The sequence below is a fragment of the Pseudomonas mandelii genome (genome assembly GCF_006438925.1).
Classification (GTDB): Bacteria; Pseudomonadota; Gammaproteobacteria; order Pseudomonadales; family Pseudomonadaceae; genus Aquipseudomonas; species Aquipseudomonas mandelii_C.
This window is the reverse complement of record NZ_RCZA01000007.1, coordinates 1-17,871: the sequence shown is the minus strand read 5'-3', so window position 1 is coordinate 17,871 and position 17,871 is coordinate 1. Positions and strand designations below refer to the sequence as shown.

16 protein-coding genes and 3 pseudogenes are annotated in these 17,871 nt (G+C 58.8%); 9 read left to right on the top strand and 10 right to left on the bottom strand.

What is annotated here, in order from left to right; all coding sequences use genetic code 11:
* Window positions 1–97: 97 nt before the first annotated feature.
* From EAH74_RS16910 to EAH74_RS16890, 5 genes are all read right to left on the bottom strand, one after another.
* Window positions 98–526, bottom strand: coding sequence for a nuclear transport factor 2 family protein (locus EAH74_RS16910; protein ID WP_140679933.1), 429 nt, complete (start codon window positions 524–526; stop codon window positions 98–100).
* A gap of 147 nt (window positions 527–673) precedes the next feature.
* On the bottom strand, window positions 674–1,246 hold the full coding sequence (locus EAH74_RS16905; RefSeq protein ID WP_140679931.1) for a chorismate mutase: 573 nt from the start codon (window positions 1,244–1,246) through the stop codon (window positions 674–676).
* A 153-nt stretch (window positions 1,247–1,399) separates the two neighbouring features.
* Window positions 1,400–1,801 carry a hypothetical protein gene (locus EAH74_RS16900; RefSeq protein WP_140679929.1) on the bottom strand — a complete coding sequence of 134 codons (402 nt, stop codon included), beginning with the start codon at window positions 1,799–1,801 and terminating at the stop codon, window positions 1,400–1,402.
* A 295-nt stretch (window positions 1,802–2,096) separates the two neighbouring features.
* Complete coding sequence (locus tag EAH74_RS16895) at window positions 2,097–2,852, bottom strand: hypothetical protein (RefSeq protein ID WP_140679927.1); 756 nt, start codon at window positions 2,850–2,852, stop codon at window positions 2,097–2,099.
* Window positions 2,853–3,220: 368 nt separating this feature from the next.
* Complete coding sequence (locus EAH74_RS16890; RefSeq protein WP_205012920.1) at window positions 3,221–4,315, bottom strand: formylglycine-generating enzyme family protein; 1,095 nt, start codon at window positions 4,313–4,315, stop codon at window positions 3,221–3,223.
* A gap of 213 nt (window positions 4,316–4,528) precedes the next feature.
* On the opposite strand from EAH74_RS16890, the gene EAH74_RS16885 reads away from it, so the two are divergent.
* Window positions 4,529–7,015, top strand: a complete 2,487-nt coding sequence (locus EAH74_RS16885) for an arylsulfatase (protein ID WP_205012919.1) — start codon at window positions 4,529–4,531, stop codon at window positions 7,013–7,015.
* A 177-nt stretch (window positions 7,016–7,192) separates the two neighbouring features.
* Here the strand turns inward: EAH74_RS16885 and EAH74_RS16880 are convergent, their stop codons facing one another.
* Window positions 7,193–7,687 carry a PaaI family thioesterase gene (locus EAH74_RS16880; RefSeq protein WP_140679924.1) on the bottom strand — a complete coding sequence of 165 codons (495 nt, stop codon included), beginning with the start codon at window positions 7,685–7,687 and terminating at the stop codon, window positions 7,193–7,195.
* An 82-nt stretch (window positions 7,688–7,769) separates the two neighbouring features.
* On the opposite strand from EAH74_RS16880, the pseudogene EAH74_RS16875 reads away from it, so the two are divergent.
* Both EAH74_RS16875 and EAH74_RS16870 read left to right on the top strand, forming a co-directional pair.
* Window positions 7,770–8,393, top strand: a pseudogene (locus tag EAH74_RS16875) (HlyD family secretion protein); the annotation flags it as partial.
* A complete protein-coding gene (locus tag EAH74_RS16870; RefSeq protein WP_140679923.1) occupies window positions 8,390–9,985 on the top strand; it encodes an MFS transporter in 1,596 nt (531 codons plus the stop codon). The pseudogene EAH74_RS16875 and the gene EAH74_RS16870, both read left to right, overlap by 4 nt.
* A gap of 45 nt (window positions 9,986–10,030) precedes the next feature.
* On the opposite strand, the gene phnE is transcribed toward EAH74_RS16870, so the two are convergent.
* The 4 genes from phnE to EAH74_RS16850 are packed head-to-tail and all read right to left on the bottom strand — an operon-like array spanning window position 10,031 to window position 13,261.
* On the bottom strand, window positions 10,031–10,798 hold the full coding sequence (gene phnE, locus EAH74_RS16865) for a phosphonate ABC transporter, permease protein PhnE (RefSeq protein ID WP_140679922.1): 768 nt from the start codon (window positions 10,796–10,798) through the stop codon (window positions 10,031–10,033).
* Window positions 10,795–11,622 (bottom strand): PhnE/PtxC family ABC transporter permease, encoded by an 828-nt coding sequence (locus EAH74_RS16860; protein WP_123366384.1) that lies wholly within the window; start codon window positions 11,620–11,622, stop codon window positions 10,795–10,797. Before EAH74_RS16860 ends, phnE begins: the two co-directional genes overlap by 4 nt.
* Window positions 11,616–12,413 carry a phosphonate ABC transporter ATP-binding protein gene (locus EAH74_RS16855; RefSeq protein WP_140679920.1) on the bottom strand — a complete coding sequence of 266 codons (798 nt, stop codon included), beginning with the start codon at window positions 12,411–12,413 and terminating at the stop codon, window positions 11,616–11,618. Before EAH74_RS16855 ends, EAH74_RS16860 begins: the two co-directional genes overlap by 7 nt.
* The gene (locus tag EAH74_RS16850) at window positions 12,410–13,261 is read right to left on the bottom strand and encodes a putative selenate ABC transporter substrate-binding protein (RefSeq protein WP_140679918.1); all 852 of its coding nucleotides are present in this window, start codon (window positions 13,259–13,261) and stop codon (window positions 12,410–12,412) included. Before EAH74_RS16850 ends, EAH74_RS16855 begins: the two co-directional genes overlap by 4 nt.
* A 291-nt stretch (window positions 13,262–13,552) precedes the next feature.
* On the opposite strand from EAH74_RS16850, the gene EAH74_RS16845 reads away from it, so the two are divergent.
* The 6 genes and pseudogenes from EAH74_RS16845 to EAH74_RS16815 form a co-directional block, all read left to right on the top strand.
* A complete protein-coding gene (locus EAH74_RS16845; protein ID WP_140679916.1) occupies window positions 13,553–13,861 on the top strand; it encodes a panthothenate synthetase in 309 nt (102 codons plus the stop codon).
* A 186-nt stretch (window positions 13,862–14,047) separates the two neighbouring features.
* Entirely contained in the window at window positions 14,048–14,266 is a 219-nt protein-coding gene (gene tnpB / locus EAH74_RS16835) for an IS66 family insertion sequence element accessory protein TnpB (RefSeq protein ID WP_240050523.1), read from the top strand.
* 80 nt (window positions 14,267–14,346) lie between these two features.
* The gene (gene tnpB / locus EAH74_RS16830) at window positions 14,347–14,706 is read left to right on the top strand and encodes an IS66 family insertion sequence element accessory protein TnpB (protein WP_076962084.1); all 360 of its coding nucleotides are present in this window, start codon (window positions 14,347–14,349) and stop codon (window positions 14,704–14,706) included.
* A gap of 17 nt (window positions 14,707–14,723) precedes the next feature.
* Window positions 14,724–16,259, top strand: a complete 1,536-nt coding sequence (gene tnpC / locus EAH74_RS16825; RefSeq protein WP_140679914.1) for an IS66 family transposase — start codon at window positions 14,724–14,726, stop codon at window positions 16,257–16,259.
* 48 nt (window positions 16,260–16,307) lie between these two features.
* Window positions 16,308–16,556, top strand: a pseudogene (locus tag EAH74_RS16820) (transposase domain-containing protein); the annotation flags it as partial.
* Window positions 16,557–16,602: 46 nt separating this feature from the next.
* Window positions 16,603–17,871: pseudogene (locus EAH74_RS16815) on the top strand (hemagglutinin); the annotation flags it as partial.

Sequence of the window (17,871 nt, the reverse complement as noted above, 5' to 3'; positions counted from 1 at the left end):
AAAAAGGGTATTCATCGGTGTTCTCGTTGCGCTGCTTTACGCGCTCTATTTAACACCAAGCCGGGAGCAGAGGCATCGCCAAGGCGATGCAACGTCTTCAAGCTTTGCTGGCCGCCAGGTAAGCGCCAAGGCGTTGTCCCATTTGCTCGCCCAAGGCTTGCAGGCCACTCAAGGGACGGACCATCACTTCAAACTCAACGATTTTTCCTTGTTCGTTGAATCGGATCATGTCGATGCCCTTTAACGCTTTCCCGCCGACGTTGGCGCTGAACTCCAGGACGACATTCAGGCCGTCTGCGGTCGACAGTTTCCGGTGGTAGACAAAATCCTCAAATACTTCGATGACCGTGTTGAGAATCATCGATACCACGGCCGCACCCGAGTAAGGCGTGTGAGCCATCGGGGAGCGGAATATCGCCTGTGGGTCCAACAAACCGGGCAAGGCGCTCAAGTCACCCTTGCTGATCATGTCGTGCCAGTGGTTCAGGGATTCTGCGGCTTTTGGATGCAATTTCAGTTCAGACATTTCAACTCCGATGGTTTGCCGTGTGACATTCAATAGTGCCGCCAGGATCGACTTGCGACCCTGCGGATGCACTAAAAGTAGCTCACAAAAAAAAGCCCGGCTGATCGGGCCGGGCTTCTTTTCAGAGACCGCTTTAAAGCTACTCAGTCACTGATCAGCGACACACAGCTCCCCGGTGGCGCGTATCAGTGCCTGACCATGCAGGCCGTCCTTGATCAGGCTGGATCGTTCTTTGGCTAGCCAGTTCGCGCATTCCGGGTCATTGCGATAGGGCGCGAAGGCGGCGTATTGCTGCAACAGGCGGTTTTGCAGCTCATCAAGCTGTGGCCGGATTTGATTGGCGAGGTCTGGTCGCGGCGTGTCAGGCGCCTTGCCAGCCGCTCGCCATTGGGCCACCAGCCCGTACTGCACCAGCTTGTTGGCTTCAATCTGGGCGGCGATCAATTCGGCTACTTCGTTCGGGTCCAGTTTGCGCTCAACGGCCAGCTTCCTGGCGTTGGCGATGACTTGCGCTTCCCGGGCACTGTCCTGGATCGGTTTGCCACTGTCCCACTTGGTCAGCGCCACAAGATCAGCAATGCTCAGACGTTCGTTCAACGTCACCAGCAGCGGTTGCAAGCTATCGGGTACCGGGGGGGGCACACTGGCCTGTGCGCTGCTGGCGAGTAAACCGACGACGGCGCAGATCAGCAGTTGCGGTAAATGTGGGGAACGGGGCATCGGTAAACCTCATCGGGTACGGGACTCACAATCAGGTGTTATGTATCACAGGTGTGGCGGAGGCATTAAGCAGGGATCGATTTATTTTGTGCACGAAAAAGCCCGGCTTGTCAGGCCGGGCTTTTCGTTGAGTGCTTCGGTAATGCTATTCATTTATGCAGCGCGGCTTTCGATCAGACGATCCGAACCACCTTCAGCGACGCGGTTTTCGATCAGAAGGTCGGAGCCACCTTCAGCGACGCGGTTTTCGATCAGGCGATCCGAACCACCTTCGGCGACGCGGTTTTCGATCAGACGATCCGAACCACCTTCAGCGACGCGGTTTTCGATCAGACGGTCGGAGCCACCTTCAGCGACGCGGTTTTCGATCAGACGATCGGAGCCACCTTCGGCCACACGATTTTCAATCAAACGATCCGAACCACCCTCAGCCACACGACTTTCAATCAGACGATCCGAGCCGCCTTCAGCGACAACCGGGTGAGCAGAGGTAGCGGCGAAAGCGTTAACTGCAAAAACCGAGAAAGCGATGCTGAGAAGGATTTGGCGTTTCATGATGGTGTGCTCCGGGGTGTAGTTGTTTGGTATGGGGCTGATGTTACGCCGCGGATTTTTTATGAGAACTTCATTGAGGTGATGGTGACTATCGACGCCGGCAATGATCCTCCTGTCGTCGGCTCTACCGCTCAGCCAGAACCGCGGGGAGCAGGTTTTACAGTCAGAACCGGAACAAAAAACGCGCGCCTACGCAAATTTCAGGCCTGGCTGATTAACCAAACGCCAGCAGATTTTACGTAGCAACGCAGACTTCAAAACGGCGCATGCGTTTTCACACAGCCTGACTAATTGATCAACGGATGATCTCGGCCAGCGCTTGGCGCATCGGCTCACCGGAGACATGGACGAGGCCGGAGAAGGGTGAGTCCAGCTCCAGTATCATCGTGATGCCTCCTGAAACCGCAATCGAACAGAGGCAGAAAACGGCGATAGTCGTGGCATTGCGAGGTGCGAACAAACCGAAGCTGGCGAAAACCAGGCTAAGCCAAAAGATCAGCAGGATCAGGAACGGCATCGGAATGTTGCTGGCACGCTGTTCCGCCAGTAGCCAGCGCGCCTGTAAAACATCGTCTGAAAGCGTAAGAGCCTGCGTGCGTAGCCAGCGCTGTCTTGGGTCCGTCGGAACAAGCAATAGAATCGATTCTTGTGTCGCCTCCATCATCTCGACAGTCGCTTCGCTTGACTGTGATGGTTCCCCTGCCGCCGGGAACAACTCCTGCATTTTCGCCCTCGCGTAGTTGCGCAGCTCAACGCGGGCATCCTCCGCCTCTGGTCCGTAACGCAGCAACACTCGGTTAATGCGGACGATGTCGACGGCGATCCTGGATACTTCACTCGACCGTGTCGAGAACGAACTGTTCGCCGTCGAGATCATCAGGCCGATTACCAAGGCCGAAAGCGTGCCGACAATCGCCGCTGAAACGGAGATTGCATTGCGCGACTCATTGCTGAGGTGATGCTCGGGCAGAGCTCGCGCAGCAAAGACGCCAATAAGAGCGCCGCCGAAGATAGCGACGAAGGCGATGAGTCCGATAGCGATATGGTTCATGAGAAAAAATTGCGCATCGCTGCACCTTGGAATTCCTGCCGTCGTGAGGAAGGCTCGCGCCGCATGCGAGTAGTGCGCCGGCCATGGACTGCAGCCCGTTCGAACCGCGTTGCGAGCGGCGCGTACAAATCGTTTGTTGAACGGGTGGAGTGTAGTGCGATTTCAGCGCCCAACCTGCCATGCCCGCTTCTGGCCGGATAGCCAGTGAAGGAACTCAACCATGCATCTGTCGATTCGAAAGGAGAGGCACACCCCTAATGAACCCAACAGATAAATCTTCGTGCGATACACGCTCGAAGAACGAAACCCGATCCTGAGGCAGGCTATTTTCTTGACTGCAAAGCATGGCACCCGCGTGCATATTGCAATCAGCGATTCTTTTCCCATTGGTCATTGCTCATCGCCAGGCGAAATCCGAGATGTGACATGGAATTCATTGGATCTGCGCCCTGCCTGGCACTGGTTCGAAAGCTCGTGCAGTAGCTGTCGCTACACAGAAAAGAGCCCCCTCGAATCACACGTTGCGGTGCATTGGCCGTTACCCCGAGATCCGGGTCATAGCTGTCGGATGGACCCACTGGGTTAAACACCACTTCACCCGCCGACTGACGCTTGAGCCCTACTCTGAACGCATCAACACGATACCAATCGGCGACCCACTGCCAAACGTTTCCGGACATGTCGTACAGCCCATAAGCGTTGGGTCTGTAACTGCCTACCGGTTTGGTGCCGATTTTGAATTTGTTGCTGGCCCCGGACACGGGAAACGGTTGCACCTCATCCCAGGTGTTGGCCATCTTTTCGCCATCCGGCGAAAAATCATTTCCCCACGCATAGTTCGCCTGTTCCAGGCCGCCTCTCGCGGCGTACTCCCATTCGGCCTCGGTCGGCAGGCGCTTATGAGCCCACGCTGCATACGCCTGTGCATCCTCGCGTGAAACCTGAACAACTGGATGGGTTTCCTTGCCCTCGATTGTACTGTCAGGGCCCAACGGGTGGCGCCAGTCAGCGCCCGGGACAAATGCCCACCACTGACTGAAATCATTCAGTGGAATGGGTCTGTCTGTGCCCACGAAAACCAAGGCCCCAGGCACCATGAGGCTGTCGTCCGGCTCAGCAGTACCCGGCGGCAACTGCACTTTCAGATCGTCCCATTCAGGTTTGCGTTCGGCGGTGGTGACGTAATGCGTTTCAGAAATGAAACGGGCGAAATCGGCATTGGTGACGTCGTAGCGGTCGATCCAATAGCCGTCGAGTCGAACCTTGTGGGCCGGCCCCTCATTGGGCCGTGCCTGCTTATGATCGCTGCCCATCAAAAATTCGCCAGCAGGCAGCCAGACCATCTCCGGGGGGCCATTTTTTCCATCACCCAGTGTCAACGGTTCTGGACCGCGAAGGTGCTGATACACAGCAAAAGCCAGGCTGGCAGACACTATCCCGACTGCGACTAACGCGATGCCCAAGCGCCGTTTCCTGATAAGCATTTGCGCTCCCCTTGTTTCAGGCTGCGACCATTACCATTGCTGAGCCTTCCTGGTATCAGGATCAGTTATAGGCGCCACGACTCTATTGTCAACGACCACTCAGGTTATGATCCGGGCGCTGAATTGGCTGGCGAGAAAGAAAAGTGGTTCTACACTCCAGAGCCTGGGGTGTGGGGATTACGGGAGCTGGCCATGGCCAATGCACACTGGGATCGACCTTCAAGACTGCACACGCAAGTCGGTGCAGGGCTGGCATTTGCCATGCTTGTGCTTTCGTCCGCCGACGCAGCGACTCCGCAAGTTTACGGGACGCCTGGGTCACCGAGCGCGACCACGACCATCGACGGCAGATATCTCCCCAACCCTCCCGCAGCATTCGGCGGCGTTATCAACCTCGACGCCACGACCTCGACGCCCTACTGGTCCCCGACCGTCGTACCGCCCAAAGACGCGCCGAATATCTTGTTGATCATCACCGATGACGTCGGCTTCGGTGCGCCCAGTACGTTCGGCGGCCTCATCCCGACGCCGACCATGGATCGCGTTGCGGCAGCTGGATTGCGCTTCACGCAGTTCAATTCGACGGCGCTGTGCTCGCCGACGCGGGCGGCCTTGATTACCGGACGCAATCACCATTCCGTCGGCTTCGGCGTCATCACGGAAATTTCAACGGGGTATCCCGGCTACAACAGCGTCATCACCAAGGACAAGGTGACCGTTGGCAAAATCCTCAAGGACAATGGCTATGCAACGTCGTGGTTTGGCAAAAACCACAACACCCCGTCTTTCCAGATCAGCCAGGCCGGCCCGTTCGACCAATGGCCCATCGGCATGGGCTTTGATTACTTCTTCGGGTTCATGGGGGGCGAAACCAATCAGTGGCAACCGGGCAATCTGATGCGCAACACCACGCCGATCCATCCTTACGTCGGCAAACCGGGTTGGAACCTGATTACCGCGATGGCAGATGATGCCGTCGGTTACGTCAATGAATTGAACGCGCTCGATCCGAAGAAGCCGTTCTTTCTTTATTACGCGCCCGGCGGCACCCACGCGCCGCATCACCCGACGCCCGAATGGATCGACAAATTCAAGGGCAAGTTCGACATGGGCTGGAACGCTGCGCGCGAGCAGATCTTCACCAATCAAAAGCGCCTCGGCGTCATCCCGCAGGAAGCCAAGCTCACGCCGTGGCCGGACTCACTGAAGAAATGGGACGAACTGCCGGCGGACGAGAAGCAACTGTACGCCCACCAGATGGAGGTCTATGCGGCCTATCTTGCGTACACCGACCATGAAATCGGCCGGGTGATCCAGGCGGTCGAGGATATCGGCAAGCTCGATAACACGCTGGTTATCTACATCAGCGGCGACAACGGCGGTAGCGCAGAAGGCACACCCAATGGCACCCCCAACGAGATGACCACCTTCAACGGCATCAACGTGCCGGTGGCCGACCAGATGAAATACCTCGACGCCTGGGGTTCGGATCAGACCTATCCGCATATGGCCGTGGGCTGGACCTGGGCCATGGACACCCCCTTCAAGTGGACCAAGCAAGTGGCGTCACATTTTGGTGGCACGCGCCAGGGCATGGCCATTTCCTGGCCGGACCGGATCAAGGATGCCGGCGGCATCCGAAACCAGTTTCACCACGTCATTGACATCGAGCCGACGATCCTCGAAGCCACCGGGATTGACGCGCCGCTCCAGGTAGATGGCATTGCGCAAAAACCCATCGAAGGCACGAGCATGGCTTACCTCTTCGACAAGCCGAATACCGACAAGCCGTCCACGCGCACCACCCAGTATTTCGAAATGTTCGGCCTGCGCGCGCTCTACCACGAGGGCTGGATGGCATCGACGACGCCTTATCGCGCACCTTGGGACATCACCTCGCAGCCACCCAAGGACATCGTCAATGGCGTCAAATGGGAGCTGTACGACATTAGCAAGGACTGGACGCAGAACGACGATGTCGCAGCAGCCAACCCTGCCAAACTCAAGGAACTCCAGGATTTGTTCTGGGTGGAAGCGAACAAGTACCAAGTGTTACCGCTCGACGCCTCCGGTTTCACCCGCGTGGTTGCGCAGCGCCCGAGCATCGTGGCCGGACGCACCGAGTTCAATTACTTGTCGCCAGTCACCGGCATTCTTCCGGGCAACGAGCCCAACATATTGAACAAATCCTACGTCATCTCCGCTGACGTCACCGTTCCGCAAAACGGCGGCGACGGCGTGCTGGTGACGGACGGCGGCCGCTTTGGTGGTTATGCCCTCTACCTCCTGAAAGGCAAGCCGGTTTTCAGCTACAACCTTGAGGGTGTGGCGCAATTCCGTTGGGAAGGGACTGAGGCACTTACTCCCGGAAAGCATGGCATCAGCTTCGATTTTAAATACGCTGGTCCGGGGTTCGGCAAAGGCGGTACCGGCGTGCTCTCGGTGGACGGCAAACAAGTGGCGAGCCGTACGATCCCCAACAGCGTTCCATTCGTCTTCGGCGTGGATGAAAGTTTCGACGTCGGCTCCGACACCGGTACCCCCGTCGATGACAAGGATTACCAGGTGCCGTTCGCGTTCAACGGCTCGCTGCACAAACTCACCGTCAAGCTCGAACCGTCGCAGTTGAACGTCGCGGGCAAGGAGACTGCCCAGAACAAGGTTGGCAACAAAGACTAGGAACGCACGTGGGGTCAACTCGCACGAGACAACCCACGTCGTGAATCCACCTACAACTGGGAGTGAATCGCCCCGGATTTTCTAGACACCCTGAAAGCTCATTGCGTAACGCTTTTCAAACTCTACCGGTGTGCTGTCCATTTGAACCTCTGTCCTTGGTGCTTGGGTGGAGGCAACCTACCGACTATGAGCAACGGCTGCCAGTTGCTCGGTATCTACGCGAACAAAAACGGAGTCTCCAATAGCCGTGAGCACATCCCCCGCATAGACCTCACAGATGACGCGAGTTTTGCGTCCGACTTCACCGTCGACTTTCGCACGCAGGGTCAGCGGTACACCCATCGGGGTCGGTTTGATGAATTTGATGCCAAGGTTGCCAGTGACGCAATTGATGCGTGGGAGGCTTCCGACTTCGCGGTGTTCCATACGGTAGTGATAAGCCATCGCCGTCCAGTTTGAATGGCAATCAACCAGCATCGCTATCAGCCCGCCGTAAACCAGATCCGGCCAGCCGCAATACTTGGCATCAGGCACGTGTTCGGCCATGACATGCACGCCGTCCTCATGCCAGACGCTCTTGATGTGAAGCCCGTGCGGATTGCTGCTGCCGCAACCGTAACAAACACCTTCAGGTGCGGCGGTGTCTTGCAGGGAGATGTCGAGCCTGGACATACCGTGGTCATCCTCAAAAATGTGAACCAAACCGTCGGATTTTAACGCTGCAATCGGCCGCGGTCACTCGGGCAAGCCGGCCAGCCGCAAACTCATTCTCAGCAACGCGGTCAGTCAAGCCCTCGTCGATGAAAGCGATGCGGCGCGATTGAGAGCCGAGGCGACGGTGTCCGGCGCTTCCGCAACGGTCGAGGCGCAACAGCAACGCATCGCCGTCCTCCTGGCGCAGCGCGAAGCTGCCGTTGCTGCGGTGACGCAGGCGCAGGCCGCACGCGATCTCGCCCAGATCGATCTCGACAGCACCGTGGTACGTGCGCCGGTTGATGGCGTGGTCGGTAATCGTCAGGTCCGCATCGGCCGCTTTGTTACGACGGGCGTTGCCTTGCTCGATATCGTGCCGGTCAACAACGTATGGGTTGTGGCGAATTTCAAGGAAACCCAGCTCGAACAAATTCGCCCCGGTCAGCGTGTGCGCATCACGGTCGACGGCTACCCCAGCGGGGCACTTGAAGGCGTGGTCGACAGCTTTGCACCGGGTAGCGGGTCGGCATTCAGCTTGCTCCCCACCGACAACGCGACCGGCAACTTTGTGCGTGTCGTGCAGCGCGTTCCGGTGAAGATCCGGCTTGTCCACAACCCGTTGCCGGGCCGCATCGTGCCGGGCCTGTCCGCCCGTGTCGAGGTTGCGCACGGGGAGGGATCATGAGCGCGGATGCCTGCGCGACGCGGAGCAACACCCGTACTACGTCCGGTGTGTTGCTCATGGTGGGCATCGTGCTTGCCACGCTGACGGAAGCGATCGCCAGCACCGTCCTGTCGCTCGGACGCGGCGACATCATCGGCGACACCTATGCAACGCCGGATGAGTTTGCCTGGCTGGATATCGGCTACACCGCGCTCAAGCTGATCGGGTTCATGACCGCGCCTTGGCTGCTGACGCGTTTTAATCCGCGTCATGTGATCATCGGCTCAACCCTGGTCATGGGCACGGCATGCGGCATTGCTGCCATCACGGCTCGGCTGGACCTGCTGATCGCGCTTCGAATTGTTCAGGGCTTCGCTGGCGGCACCCTGCTGGTCGGGGGGCAGACAATCATATTTCGCGCCTTTGCGCGATCTCGCCAACCCATCCTTCAAGCCCTGTTTGCCATGGGCGCCGTTGTCGCGTCCGCGACGCTCGCTCCGGCACTTCAAGGGTGGTTGATCGATAGCCAGTCCTGGACATGGATTTTCTTCAGCGTTGTTCCGGTGGCCCTGGCGGCGACCGGATTTCTGCTGATCGCAGATGGCCCGATGTCAGCCACGGCCCGGCACCGTCCATTCGACTGGGTCGGCTTCGCGCTGATCTCTGCCACGCTGTTCTGCTTCACCTACGTTCTCAGCCAGGGCAGCCGATGGGACTGGTTCGAAGAGCCACGCATCCTCTGGCTGAGCGTGATCGGCACAGCTGCGCTGCTGGGATTTCTCGGTCATCAAGTGTTGGCCAAGGGCCAAGGTCTGTTCGACTTCACCCTGTTCAAATCGAGCGATTTTTGCTTCGCCTTTATCGTCAGTTTTGTCGCCGGCGCCGCCTTGTTCGGCAGCGCGTTTCTGATCCCGGCGTTCGCCCTGTCGGTCCTCGCGTTCACGCCTACCGATGCCGGCCTGCTCCTGTTGCCCAGTGGTGGGTTTTTTATCGGCGGACTGCTCATATCGGCTTATCTCATGCAGGTCCGCCGCGTTCCGCCGGTCGCTACCGTGCCCTTTGGAATCCTGATGATCATGGTTGCGATGTGGATGCTGTCCGGTTCGACCAGCGAAAGCGGCACGGACGACATGATGGCAGCCATCCTGTTGCGCGGTCTGGGTCTTGGCTTCCTGTTTCTATCGATCACGCTGATCGCTTTCAGCGACCTCAACAGCCGAAACCTCGCCTGCGGAATAGGTCTCTTCAATACGGGGCGCCAGTTGGGCGGTCTTATGGGCGTCGCAGGGCTCCAGACACTGATCGACCATAACGTCTTCGCCAATGCCGTGGTCCTCGGCGCCAATGTCACCCCGGGAGGAGTTGCGGTCATCGAACGGCTGACGACCACGACAGCCATGCTGATGGGGAAGGGGATGGATGCAGCGGCCGCTGGCCGGGCAGCGGTGAGCCTCCTGGGCCGGGTCGTGTCAGGTCAGGCCACTGTGATTGCCTTCGACACAGCGTTCATCGCTGTTGCCCTGCTTTTTGTAATCGCCGCCCCCATCCTGGTTGGCATCAAGATCGGGCTCTCGCGATATGCGAAAGTGCGCGCTGCGCGAACCGTAGCGTGAGGCTTAGTCTGGATCAACGCTTTGCCATCCGGTTCTGCGAAGCCGTCAGGCCTTGACCCAGCGTTGACGGCTCCAACTGCTCAATGTGTCGACAGCAAATACCAGCAACAGCATCGCCAGAATGACCGTGCTGGCTTGAGCTTCCTGGAACAGGCTTAGGCTGACATAGAGCATTTGCCCCAAACCACCGGCACCGACGAAGCCGAGCACACTGGCCATGCGGATATTGTTTTCCCAGCGGTACAGGATGTAGGCCAGTAGTTGTGGCAACAGGTTGGGCAGTGATCCGTAACAGAAAGCCCAAACGGCATTGCCACCCTGCAGGCGGATGGCTTCGGCCGGTTCGGGTGGGGTGTTTTCCAGTGCTTCGGCGAACAGCCGGCCGAGCACGCCGGTGGTGTGCAAGGCCAAGGCCAGGGTGCCGGCATTGGGGCCGAGCCCGGCGGCCAGGACCATCAGCGCCGCCCACACCAGTTCCGGAACCGCGCGCAAAGCGTTGAGCACCAGACGCGACGCGCTTTGCAAAGGCCAGCCGAAACGCCCGGCCGCGGGCAATGCCAAAAACAGGCCGAGTACCGCCGCGAGCAGGGTGCCGAGGGCGGACATGGCCAGGGTTTCCAAGGCGCCGTGGCCGATGGCTTGCAGATGGCCTGCGCTCAGGTCCGGGCTGAGAAAACGCTGCGCATAAGCGCCCATCTGCTTCAGGTTACCGCTGCCACCGAGCTCGCCGAGGTCGATGCCCAGGTAGATGAACGAGGCGACCACCGCTGCGCCGATACACAGGAGCAGCACCAGATTGATCAGGCGATTCATGCCAACCTCCAGCGCAGCAGGCGGCTGAGTTGATCGGCGAGCAGTACCAGGACGAGAAACGTCAGTAACAAACTGGCCACTTCTCCGCCGGCGAACATGCGCAACGACAGGTCCATTTGCTGGCCCAGACCGCCGGCACCGACGAAACCCATCACCACCGAGGCGCGGATTGCGCACTCCCAGCGGTACACCGTGTACGACAGCAGTTCCGCAGCGACATTGGGCAGAATCCCGTAGAAAAAGGCTGCGAGCCGACCGCTGCCAGCCTGCAGCAGTGCGTGGGCCGGGCGCTGGTCGACCGACTCGAAAATTTCCGCGTAGACCTTGCCCAACATCCCGCTGTAGGTAATGGCAATGGCCAGCACTCCGGCCGTCGGGCCGAGGCCGACGGCGCGCACGAACAAAAGCGCCCAGACGATTTCCGGCACGCTACGCAGGAAGATCAGTAAACCGCGGACCGGCCAACGCAGCAATTGGCCCCAATAGCTTGGGTGGCCGGCTCGGGAGGCAGCAGACAGCGACAGAGCACGACTGGCCAGCAGGCTGGCGGGGACGGCCAACAGCAACGCCAGGGCCATGCCGGCCGTGGCGATGGCCAGGGTCTGCAGAGTGGCTTGCACTAACAGCTCAATGAATTCCTCGCCATGGGCCGGTGGCCAGAAGGCTGAGACAAACCGGCCCATCTCGCTCTGACTGTCACTCGCCACCAGAACACTGAGGTCCAACTCGCTGAAGTGAATACCCGGCCACAGCAAGGCCAGGGCCAGCAAGATGAGCAGCAGGCGGGGCAGGGTAGCCGGGTCTCGGGTATCACGGGTCAGCATCGGGGAATCTGCACACTCAAGGGCGCCGGAGTAATCGGTGGGGATTGCAGTTGTTCGTTGGCGTAGAGCTTGTCGAGCAGCTCGCGGTCGACTTCGCTGGCCGCAAGGTCGAACAGGATCTGTCCATCACGCAAGCCGATGATGCGCGAAAAGTGCGCCAGGGCCAGCTCCACCGCATGCAGGCTGGCGACCAGGGTGACGTTGTGCTGCCGGGCATGGCGGCAGAGTACCGACAGCGTGTGCTCGGCCAACACCGGGTCCATGGCCGAGACCGGCTCATCGGCCAGCAACACCTCGGGCGCTTGATACAACACGCGGGCAATGCCCACGCGCTGTAGCTGTCCACCGGACAGTTGCTGGCAATGCGCGAACAACTTGTCGCTGAGGTCCAGCCTGGCCAGCGCCGCACGTGCGCCCGGAATATCCACCGGACGCAACAAGTTCAGCAGACTTTTGCCCAGCCCCCACTGACCCAACTTTCCAGCCAGAACCGCAGTGACCACGCGCTGGCGCGGTGGCAGCGGGGGCGCTTGATGGATCAGGCCGATGCGCGCGCGAAGACGCTGACGCTGACGGGCAGACAGTTGCCAGGCGCGCTTGCCGAGCACCTGTAGCTCACCGTTGTCCGGTCGCAGGGCGGTGGCCAGCAGGTTGAGCAGGCTCGACTTGCCAGCGCCGGACGGGCCGATGATGGCGACTTGTTCGCTGGCGCCGATGTGCAGGTCCACCCCACGCAACGCCTCGACGCCGTTGGCGTGGGTAAGGCTGACCTGGGTCAGGTGCAACGTCATTTGAGCAGATCGGCGGCGCGTGCTGCTTCCTCGATGCCCTTGTAGTTCTCGGGTTTGGTTTCGATGAATCGGCTGGCAGCCTGCAGATCCAGAATCTCCTTGTCCTTCGGGTTCGCCGGATCGAGCGCCAGAAAGGCTGCCTTGATCTTGGCCGCCAGCGCCGGGTCGAGGGTCCCGCGCACGGTCCAGTTGTAGTCGAAGTAGGCCGGGGTGGTCTCAAACACTCTGACCTTGGTGGTGTCGACCTTGCCGGCGGCGACCAGTTTTTCCCACACGCTGGCGTTCAGTACCCCGGCGTCCACCTTACCGGCCTGGACCCAGGCGACAGTGGCGTCATGGGCGCCGGAATAGCCCACGCGACTGAAGTATGTTTCCGGCTTGATGCCGTCCTTCAGCATGAAATAACGCGGCATGAGACTGCCCGACGTGGAGGACACCGAACCGAAGGCGAAGGTCTTGCCCTTGAGATCAGCGAGTGACTTGACGGCCGGGTCGGCGGTGATGAATTTGCTGGTGAACTGGGCGTCCTGTTCGCGCTGTACCAGCGGAATGGCATTGCCGGTTTTCAGGCGGGCCTGCACGAACGTGAAGCCGCCCAGCCAGGCCATATCGATTCGGTCGGTGGCCAGTGCCTCGACCACGGCCGGATAGTCACTCACGGGAACGAACTCGACTTTCATGCCCAATTTTTGTTCCAGGTAGGTGCCCAGTGGCTTGAACTTGCGGAGCAGTTCGGTCGGGGCTTCATCGGGAATCGCACTGACTTTCAGGGTGTCGGCGGCCTGCGCCAACAGGGTGCAAAAAGACAGCGTCAAGCCGACAGCCAATGCCAGGGTACGGTTGAGCATGAAAAATCTCCGGTGCATTAAGGCAACAATGTCGATACGCCAAGGGGCAAGCGGGTTGCTGCATGGCGCATTGTGAGGGTAGACGAAATGGAGTGAAATTGACCGTTTTGGCCCAATTGTTAGTGTGACAAGCCTGAAGTCGATCCGGCCAGGATAATCCTTGGGCTAGCGCTTTTAGCAGCCCGAAATCGCCATGTTTCATGACCGCCCGTAACCTGGCACGAGGGTTAGCTCAGGCTTCGCTATTCTTGATGACACTACAGGGTTGCATGTTGAACAGAGGATCGAATGATGAAGATGTTACTGATGGTCGAGTGCCCTAATGAACCCTTCAACACCCTTGTCAAAGCTGGGAAGGTGGGCGAGGTTATTGAGCGCATCCTGAACAGCATCAAACCGGAGGCGGCGTACTTTACCGAGCAAGATGGCATGCGTGGTGGGATTTTTGTGGTCGACGTACAAGACCCCTCCGACATCCCCGCCTTGGCGGAGCCCTTTTTTCTAAACTTCAACGCCAGCTGCAAGTTCCGTATTGTGATGAGCGCGCAGGATCTGCAAAAGGCCGGTCTGGAGACGCTGGGGCAAACGTGGGCGTGCTGAGAGGCCAGCCACGTCTGATTAGTCAGTTCCGTACAGTCCACAGCATGGTCTGAACCCTGATATGTGGATGACTGACCAAAGGTTCCCATTCATCGATGAAAGGTAAGCGATCCACCGTACCCACATTCAAAGCCGCCAGTTGAAGCCTGATGCTGTGCTCTTGATCTCTTTCAGGAGCCCGCAACCATGATGCGTCCCGACGCCAAAGTCGAAAAAGTTTATCTGTACCCCAAACCCGTGGACTTCCGAAAATCCATCGACGGCCTGTCCGCCCTCGTCGAATTGGATATCAAGGTCGCGGTGTTCGATCCCGTGCTTTTCGTTTTTCTGAATCGCCACCGTAATCGAGTAAAAATCCTCTATTGGGAGCGCAACGGCTTTTGCCTTTGGCTCAAGCGCCNGTAAGCGATCCACCGTACCCACATTCAAAGCCGCCAGTTGAAGCCTGATGCTGTGCTCTTGATCTCTTTCAGGAGCCCGCAACCATGATGCGTCCCGACGCCAAAGTCGAAAAAGTTTATCTGTACCCCAAACCCGTGGACTTCCGAAAATCCATCGACGGCCTGTCCGCCCTCGTCGAATTGGATATCAAGGTCGCGGTGTTCGATCCCGTGCTTTTCGTTTTTCTGAATCGCCACCGTAATCGAGTAAAAATCCTCTATTGGGAGCGCAACGGCTTTTGCCTTTGGCTCAAGCGCCTGGAGTCCGAACGTTTCAAAACATCGCCTGAGCTCAGCGATGAAGCTATCGTGCTGAGCGTGCAAGAGTTGAACTGGTTACTGGACGGCTTCGACCTCTGGCGCAACCGCCCACATCAAGTTTTAACCCCTCGATTCGTCGCCTGATCGGATATAATCCGGGCATGAATTTGATGCCCGAAATGCTCCCTGATGATCCTGTTCTGCTCAAGCAAATGCTTGTGCAGATGCTCAGTGAGCGTCAGTTGGACAAGGGCCAGATTGTTGATCTGAAAGAACAGATCAAGTTGCTACGTGACCGTTTATTTGGCCGCAAATCCGAGCAGACGGTCGACGCTGAGACACCGCAATTGGCGCTGTTCAACGAAGCCGAAAGCGTTGCCATGCTGGAAGAAGGTATTGCTGAAGACGAAGAAGTCGTTGCCCCGACCCAGCGCCGCGGTAAACGCAAACCGCTATCCGCCGACCTGCCGCGCATTGAAGTCATCCACGAACTGCCCGAACACGAACTGACTTGCCTTTGCGGTTGCCGCAAACACGTCATCGGCGAAGAAACCAGCGAACAGCTGGAAATCGTGCCGATGCAGATCCGCGTCATCAAACACATCCGCAAGGTCTACGCTTGCCGTGGTTGTGAAACGGCACCGGTCACTGCTGACAAACCGGCACAACTGATCGAAAAGAGCATGGCCAGTCCCAGCGTCCTGGCGATGCTGCTGACCACCAAATACGTCGACGGTTTGCCACTGTATCGGTTCGAAAAAGTACTTGGCCGACACGGCGTCGATATCCCCCGCCAAACCTTGGCGCGCTGGGTGATCCAGTGCGGCGAACACTTGCAACCGTTGCTGAATTTGATGCGCGACCGATTGCTGGAAAGTCCGGTGATCCACTGCGACGAAACGCGGGTACAAGTGCTGAAGGAACCGGATCGAGATCCGACCAGCCAGTCTTGGATGTGGGTCCAAGCCAGCGGCCCGCTTGAGCGCCCGGTTGTCCTGTTTGACTACACCACCAGCCGAGCGCAGGAGGTGCCGCTGCGCCTGCTTGCCGATTATCGCGGCTACCTGATGACCGACGATTACGCCGGCTATAACGCCCTGGGCGCGCAGCCAGGTGTCGAGCGTTTGGGCTGCTGGGCACATGCGCGCCGTAAGTTCGTCGATGCGCAAAAAGTGCAGCCCAAGGGTAAGACCGGGCGAGCCGACATCGCGCTGAACCTGATCAACAAACTCTACGGCATCGAGCGCGAGTTCAAAGAAGCCAGCGATGGCCAGCGCTTTAGCGCTCGACAGGAAAAAGGCCTGCCGGTACTCGCAGAACTGAAAAGCTGGCTGGAGAAAACCCATCCCCAGGTGACGACGCAAAGTGCTTTGGGCAAGGCCGTCGGTTATCTGGCCAGCAACTGGAGCAAGCTTGAGCGTTACACCGAGGCCGGCTTCTTGCCCATCGATAACAACAAGGCCGAGCGAGCGGTAAAACCCTTTGTGATTGGTCGCAAAAATTGGATGTTCAGCGACACGCCCAAGGGCGCGACGGCCAGTGCGCAGATCTATAGCCTGGTCGAAACTGCCAAAGCCAACGGCCAAGAGCCCTATACGTGGCTGCGCCACGTACTTGAACGCCTGCCACAAGCTACTTCGGTAGAAGACTTCGAAGCCTTGCTGCCGTGGAACTGTTCCCCGACTATCTCGCGCTAAATGCACACATCGGTTTTTTGCCATGTGTGGTTTATGGGTCGCTTACNCGATAACAACAAGGCCGAGCGAGCGGTAAAACCCTTTGTGATTGGTCGCAAAAATTGGATGTTCAGCGACACGCCCAAGGGCGCGACGGCCAGTGCGCAGATCTATAGCCTGGTCGAAACTGCCAAAGCCAACGGCCAAGAGCCCTATACGTGGCTGCGCCACGTACTTGAACGCCTGCCACAAGCTACTTCGGTAGAAGACTTCGAAGCCTTGCTGCCGTGGAACTGTTCCCCGACTATCTCGCGCTAAATGCACACATCGGTTTTTTGCCATGTGTGGTTTATGGGTCGCTTACGAACGAACCCGCAACGCAGGCGGGTTGTACACCGCGGCCGGTAATTTCACCGACCAGTACTGGTACGAAAGCGCCAGCTATACCCCCAACGATTTGGGCGGTCTTGAGGCCGGAATGGCCAACTTTATTGGCATGACCGAAGCTGAGCTGCCTCAGTTCGGCACGACCACAAAAATCTCGTCCAGCGACCAAAGTTACGCCGCCGTGATCCAGGCTGCGGGTGCGGTCAACATCAACGCCCAGAACAACATCGACAACAGCGTCGTACGCCCTGGCTACACCTACGTGGGCAGTGGTCCGCGCACCGGCACCAACGCTTCGGGCAGCCAGTTCTCCACCCGCATCACCGTCAATCAGCAACTGCCGCCCAACCTGGCCCAGCAGCAAGTCAACCCGCTGACCTTACCTGGCTTCAGCCTGCCCACCGGGCAGAACGGCCTGTTCCGCCTGAGCGGCCAAGACAGCAGCATGCCAGTGGCCAGTGCTCCGCAAAGCTGGACCATGGGCGGCGGCAGCGTCACCCCGACCCAGCGTCAACAATCGCTGCCCAGCACCCAGCCACGTAACATTCTACTGGGCAGCAACACTCAGGCCTCGGCCAGCAGCGTTGACCTGAACCCGGCGGATCATCAGGCGTTGAACGTGGGCGTCGGTGCCAGCGCGATCGATGTCAGCACACCGACGGCCAATTCAACCGGCTCGGCACTGCCGGGTCGTTCCACAGCCTTTACCGTCAATCGTGTCCAAGGGGTGCCGGCCAACAGCGGCCAGTCCAAACCCCAGAAATACCTGATCGAAACCAACCCGGTCCTCACCAACCTCAAGCAATTCATGAGCTCGGATTACCTGTTGTCGAACCTGGGTTACGACCCCGACCAAAGTGCCAAGCGCCTGGGCGATGGCCTTTATGAACAACGCCTGATTCAGCAAGCGGTAGTGGCTCGCACCGGCCAGCGCTTCATCGATGGCCAGACCAGCGACGAAGGCCTGTTCAAATACCTGATGAACAACGCCATCGCCAGCAAGCAGGAACTCAACCTGTCGCTCGGCGTCAGCCTGACCTCCGAGCAAGTCGCGGCCCTGACCCACGACATTGTCTGGATGGAAAACGCCGAAGTGAACGGCGAACAAGTGCTGGTGCCGGTGCTGTATCTGGCCAACGCCAACAACCGCCTGGCCGCCAACGGCGCCCTGATCCAGGGCAGCGACGTAACCCTGATCGCCGGCAAAGACCTGAACAACGCCGGCACCTTGCGCGCCTCCAACAAC

Coding starts and splice junctions, on each gene's coding strand:
- EAH74_RS16910 (WP_140679933.1), bottom strand. CDS start 526: ATGTCTGAACTGAAATTGCATCCAAAAGCCGCAGAATCCCTGAACCAC.
- EAH74_RS16905 (WP_140679931.1), bottom strand. CDS start 1,246: ATGCCCCGTTCCCCACATTTACCGCAACTGCTGATCTGCGCCGTCGTC.
- EAH74_RS16900 (WP_140679929.1), bottom strand. CDS start 1,801: ATGAAACGCCAAATCCTTCTCAGCATCGCTTTCTCGGTTTTTGCAGTT.
- EAH74_RS16895 (WP_140679927.1), bottom strand. CDS start 2,852: ATGAACCATATCGCTATCGGACTCATCGCCTTCGTCGCTATCTTCGGC.
- EAH74_RS16885 (WP_205012919.1), top strand. CDS start 4,529: ATGGCCAATGCACACTGGGATCGACCTTCAAGACTGCACACGCAAGTC.
- EAH74_RS16880 (WP_140679924.1), bottom strand. CDS start 7,687: ATGTCCAGGCTCGACATCTCCCTGCAAGACACCGCCGCACCTGAAGGT.
- EAH74_RS16870 (WP_140679923.1), top strand. CDS start 8,390: ATGAGCGCGGATGCCTGCGCGACGCGGAGCAACACCCGTACTACGTCC.
- phnE (WP_140679922.1), bottom strand. CDS start 10,798: ATGAATCGCCTGATCAATCTGGTGCTGCTCCTGTGTATCGGCGCAGCG.
- EAH74_RS16860 (WP_123366384.1), bottom strand. CDS start 11,622: ATGCTGACCCGTGATACCCGAGACCCGGCTACCCTGCCCCGCCTGCTG.
- EAH74_RS16855 (WP_140679920.1), bottom strand. CDS start 12,413: ATGACGTTGCACCTGACCCAGGTCAGCCTTACCCACGCCAACGGCGTC.
- EAH74_RS16850 (WP_140679918.1), bottom strand. CDS start 13,261: ATGCTCAACCGTACCCTGGCATTGGCTGTCGGCTTGACGCTGTCTTTT.
- EAH74_RS16845 (WP_140679916.1), top strand. CDS start 13,553: ATGAAGATGTTACTGATGGTCGAGTGCCCTAATGAACCCTTCAACACC.
- tnpB (WP_076962084.1), top strand. CDS start 14,347: ATGATGCGTCCCGACGCCAAAGTCGAAAAAGTTTATCTGTACCCCAAA.
- tnpC (WP_140679914.1), top strand. CDS start 14,724: ATGAATTTGATGCCCGAAATGCTCCCTGATGATCCTGTTCTGCTCAAG.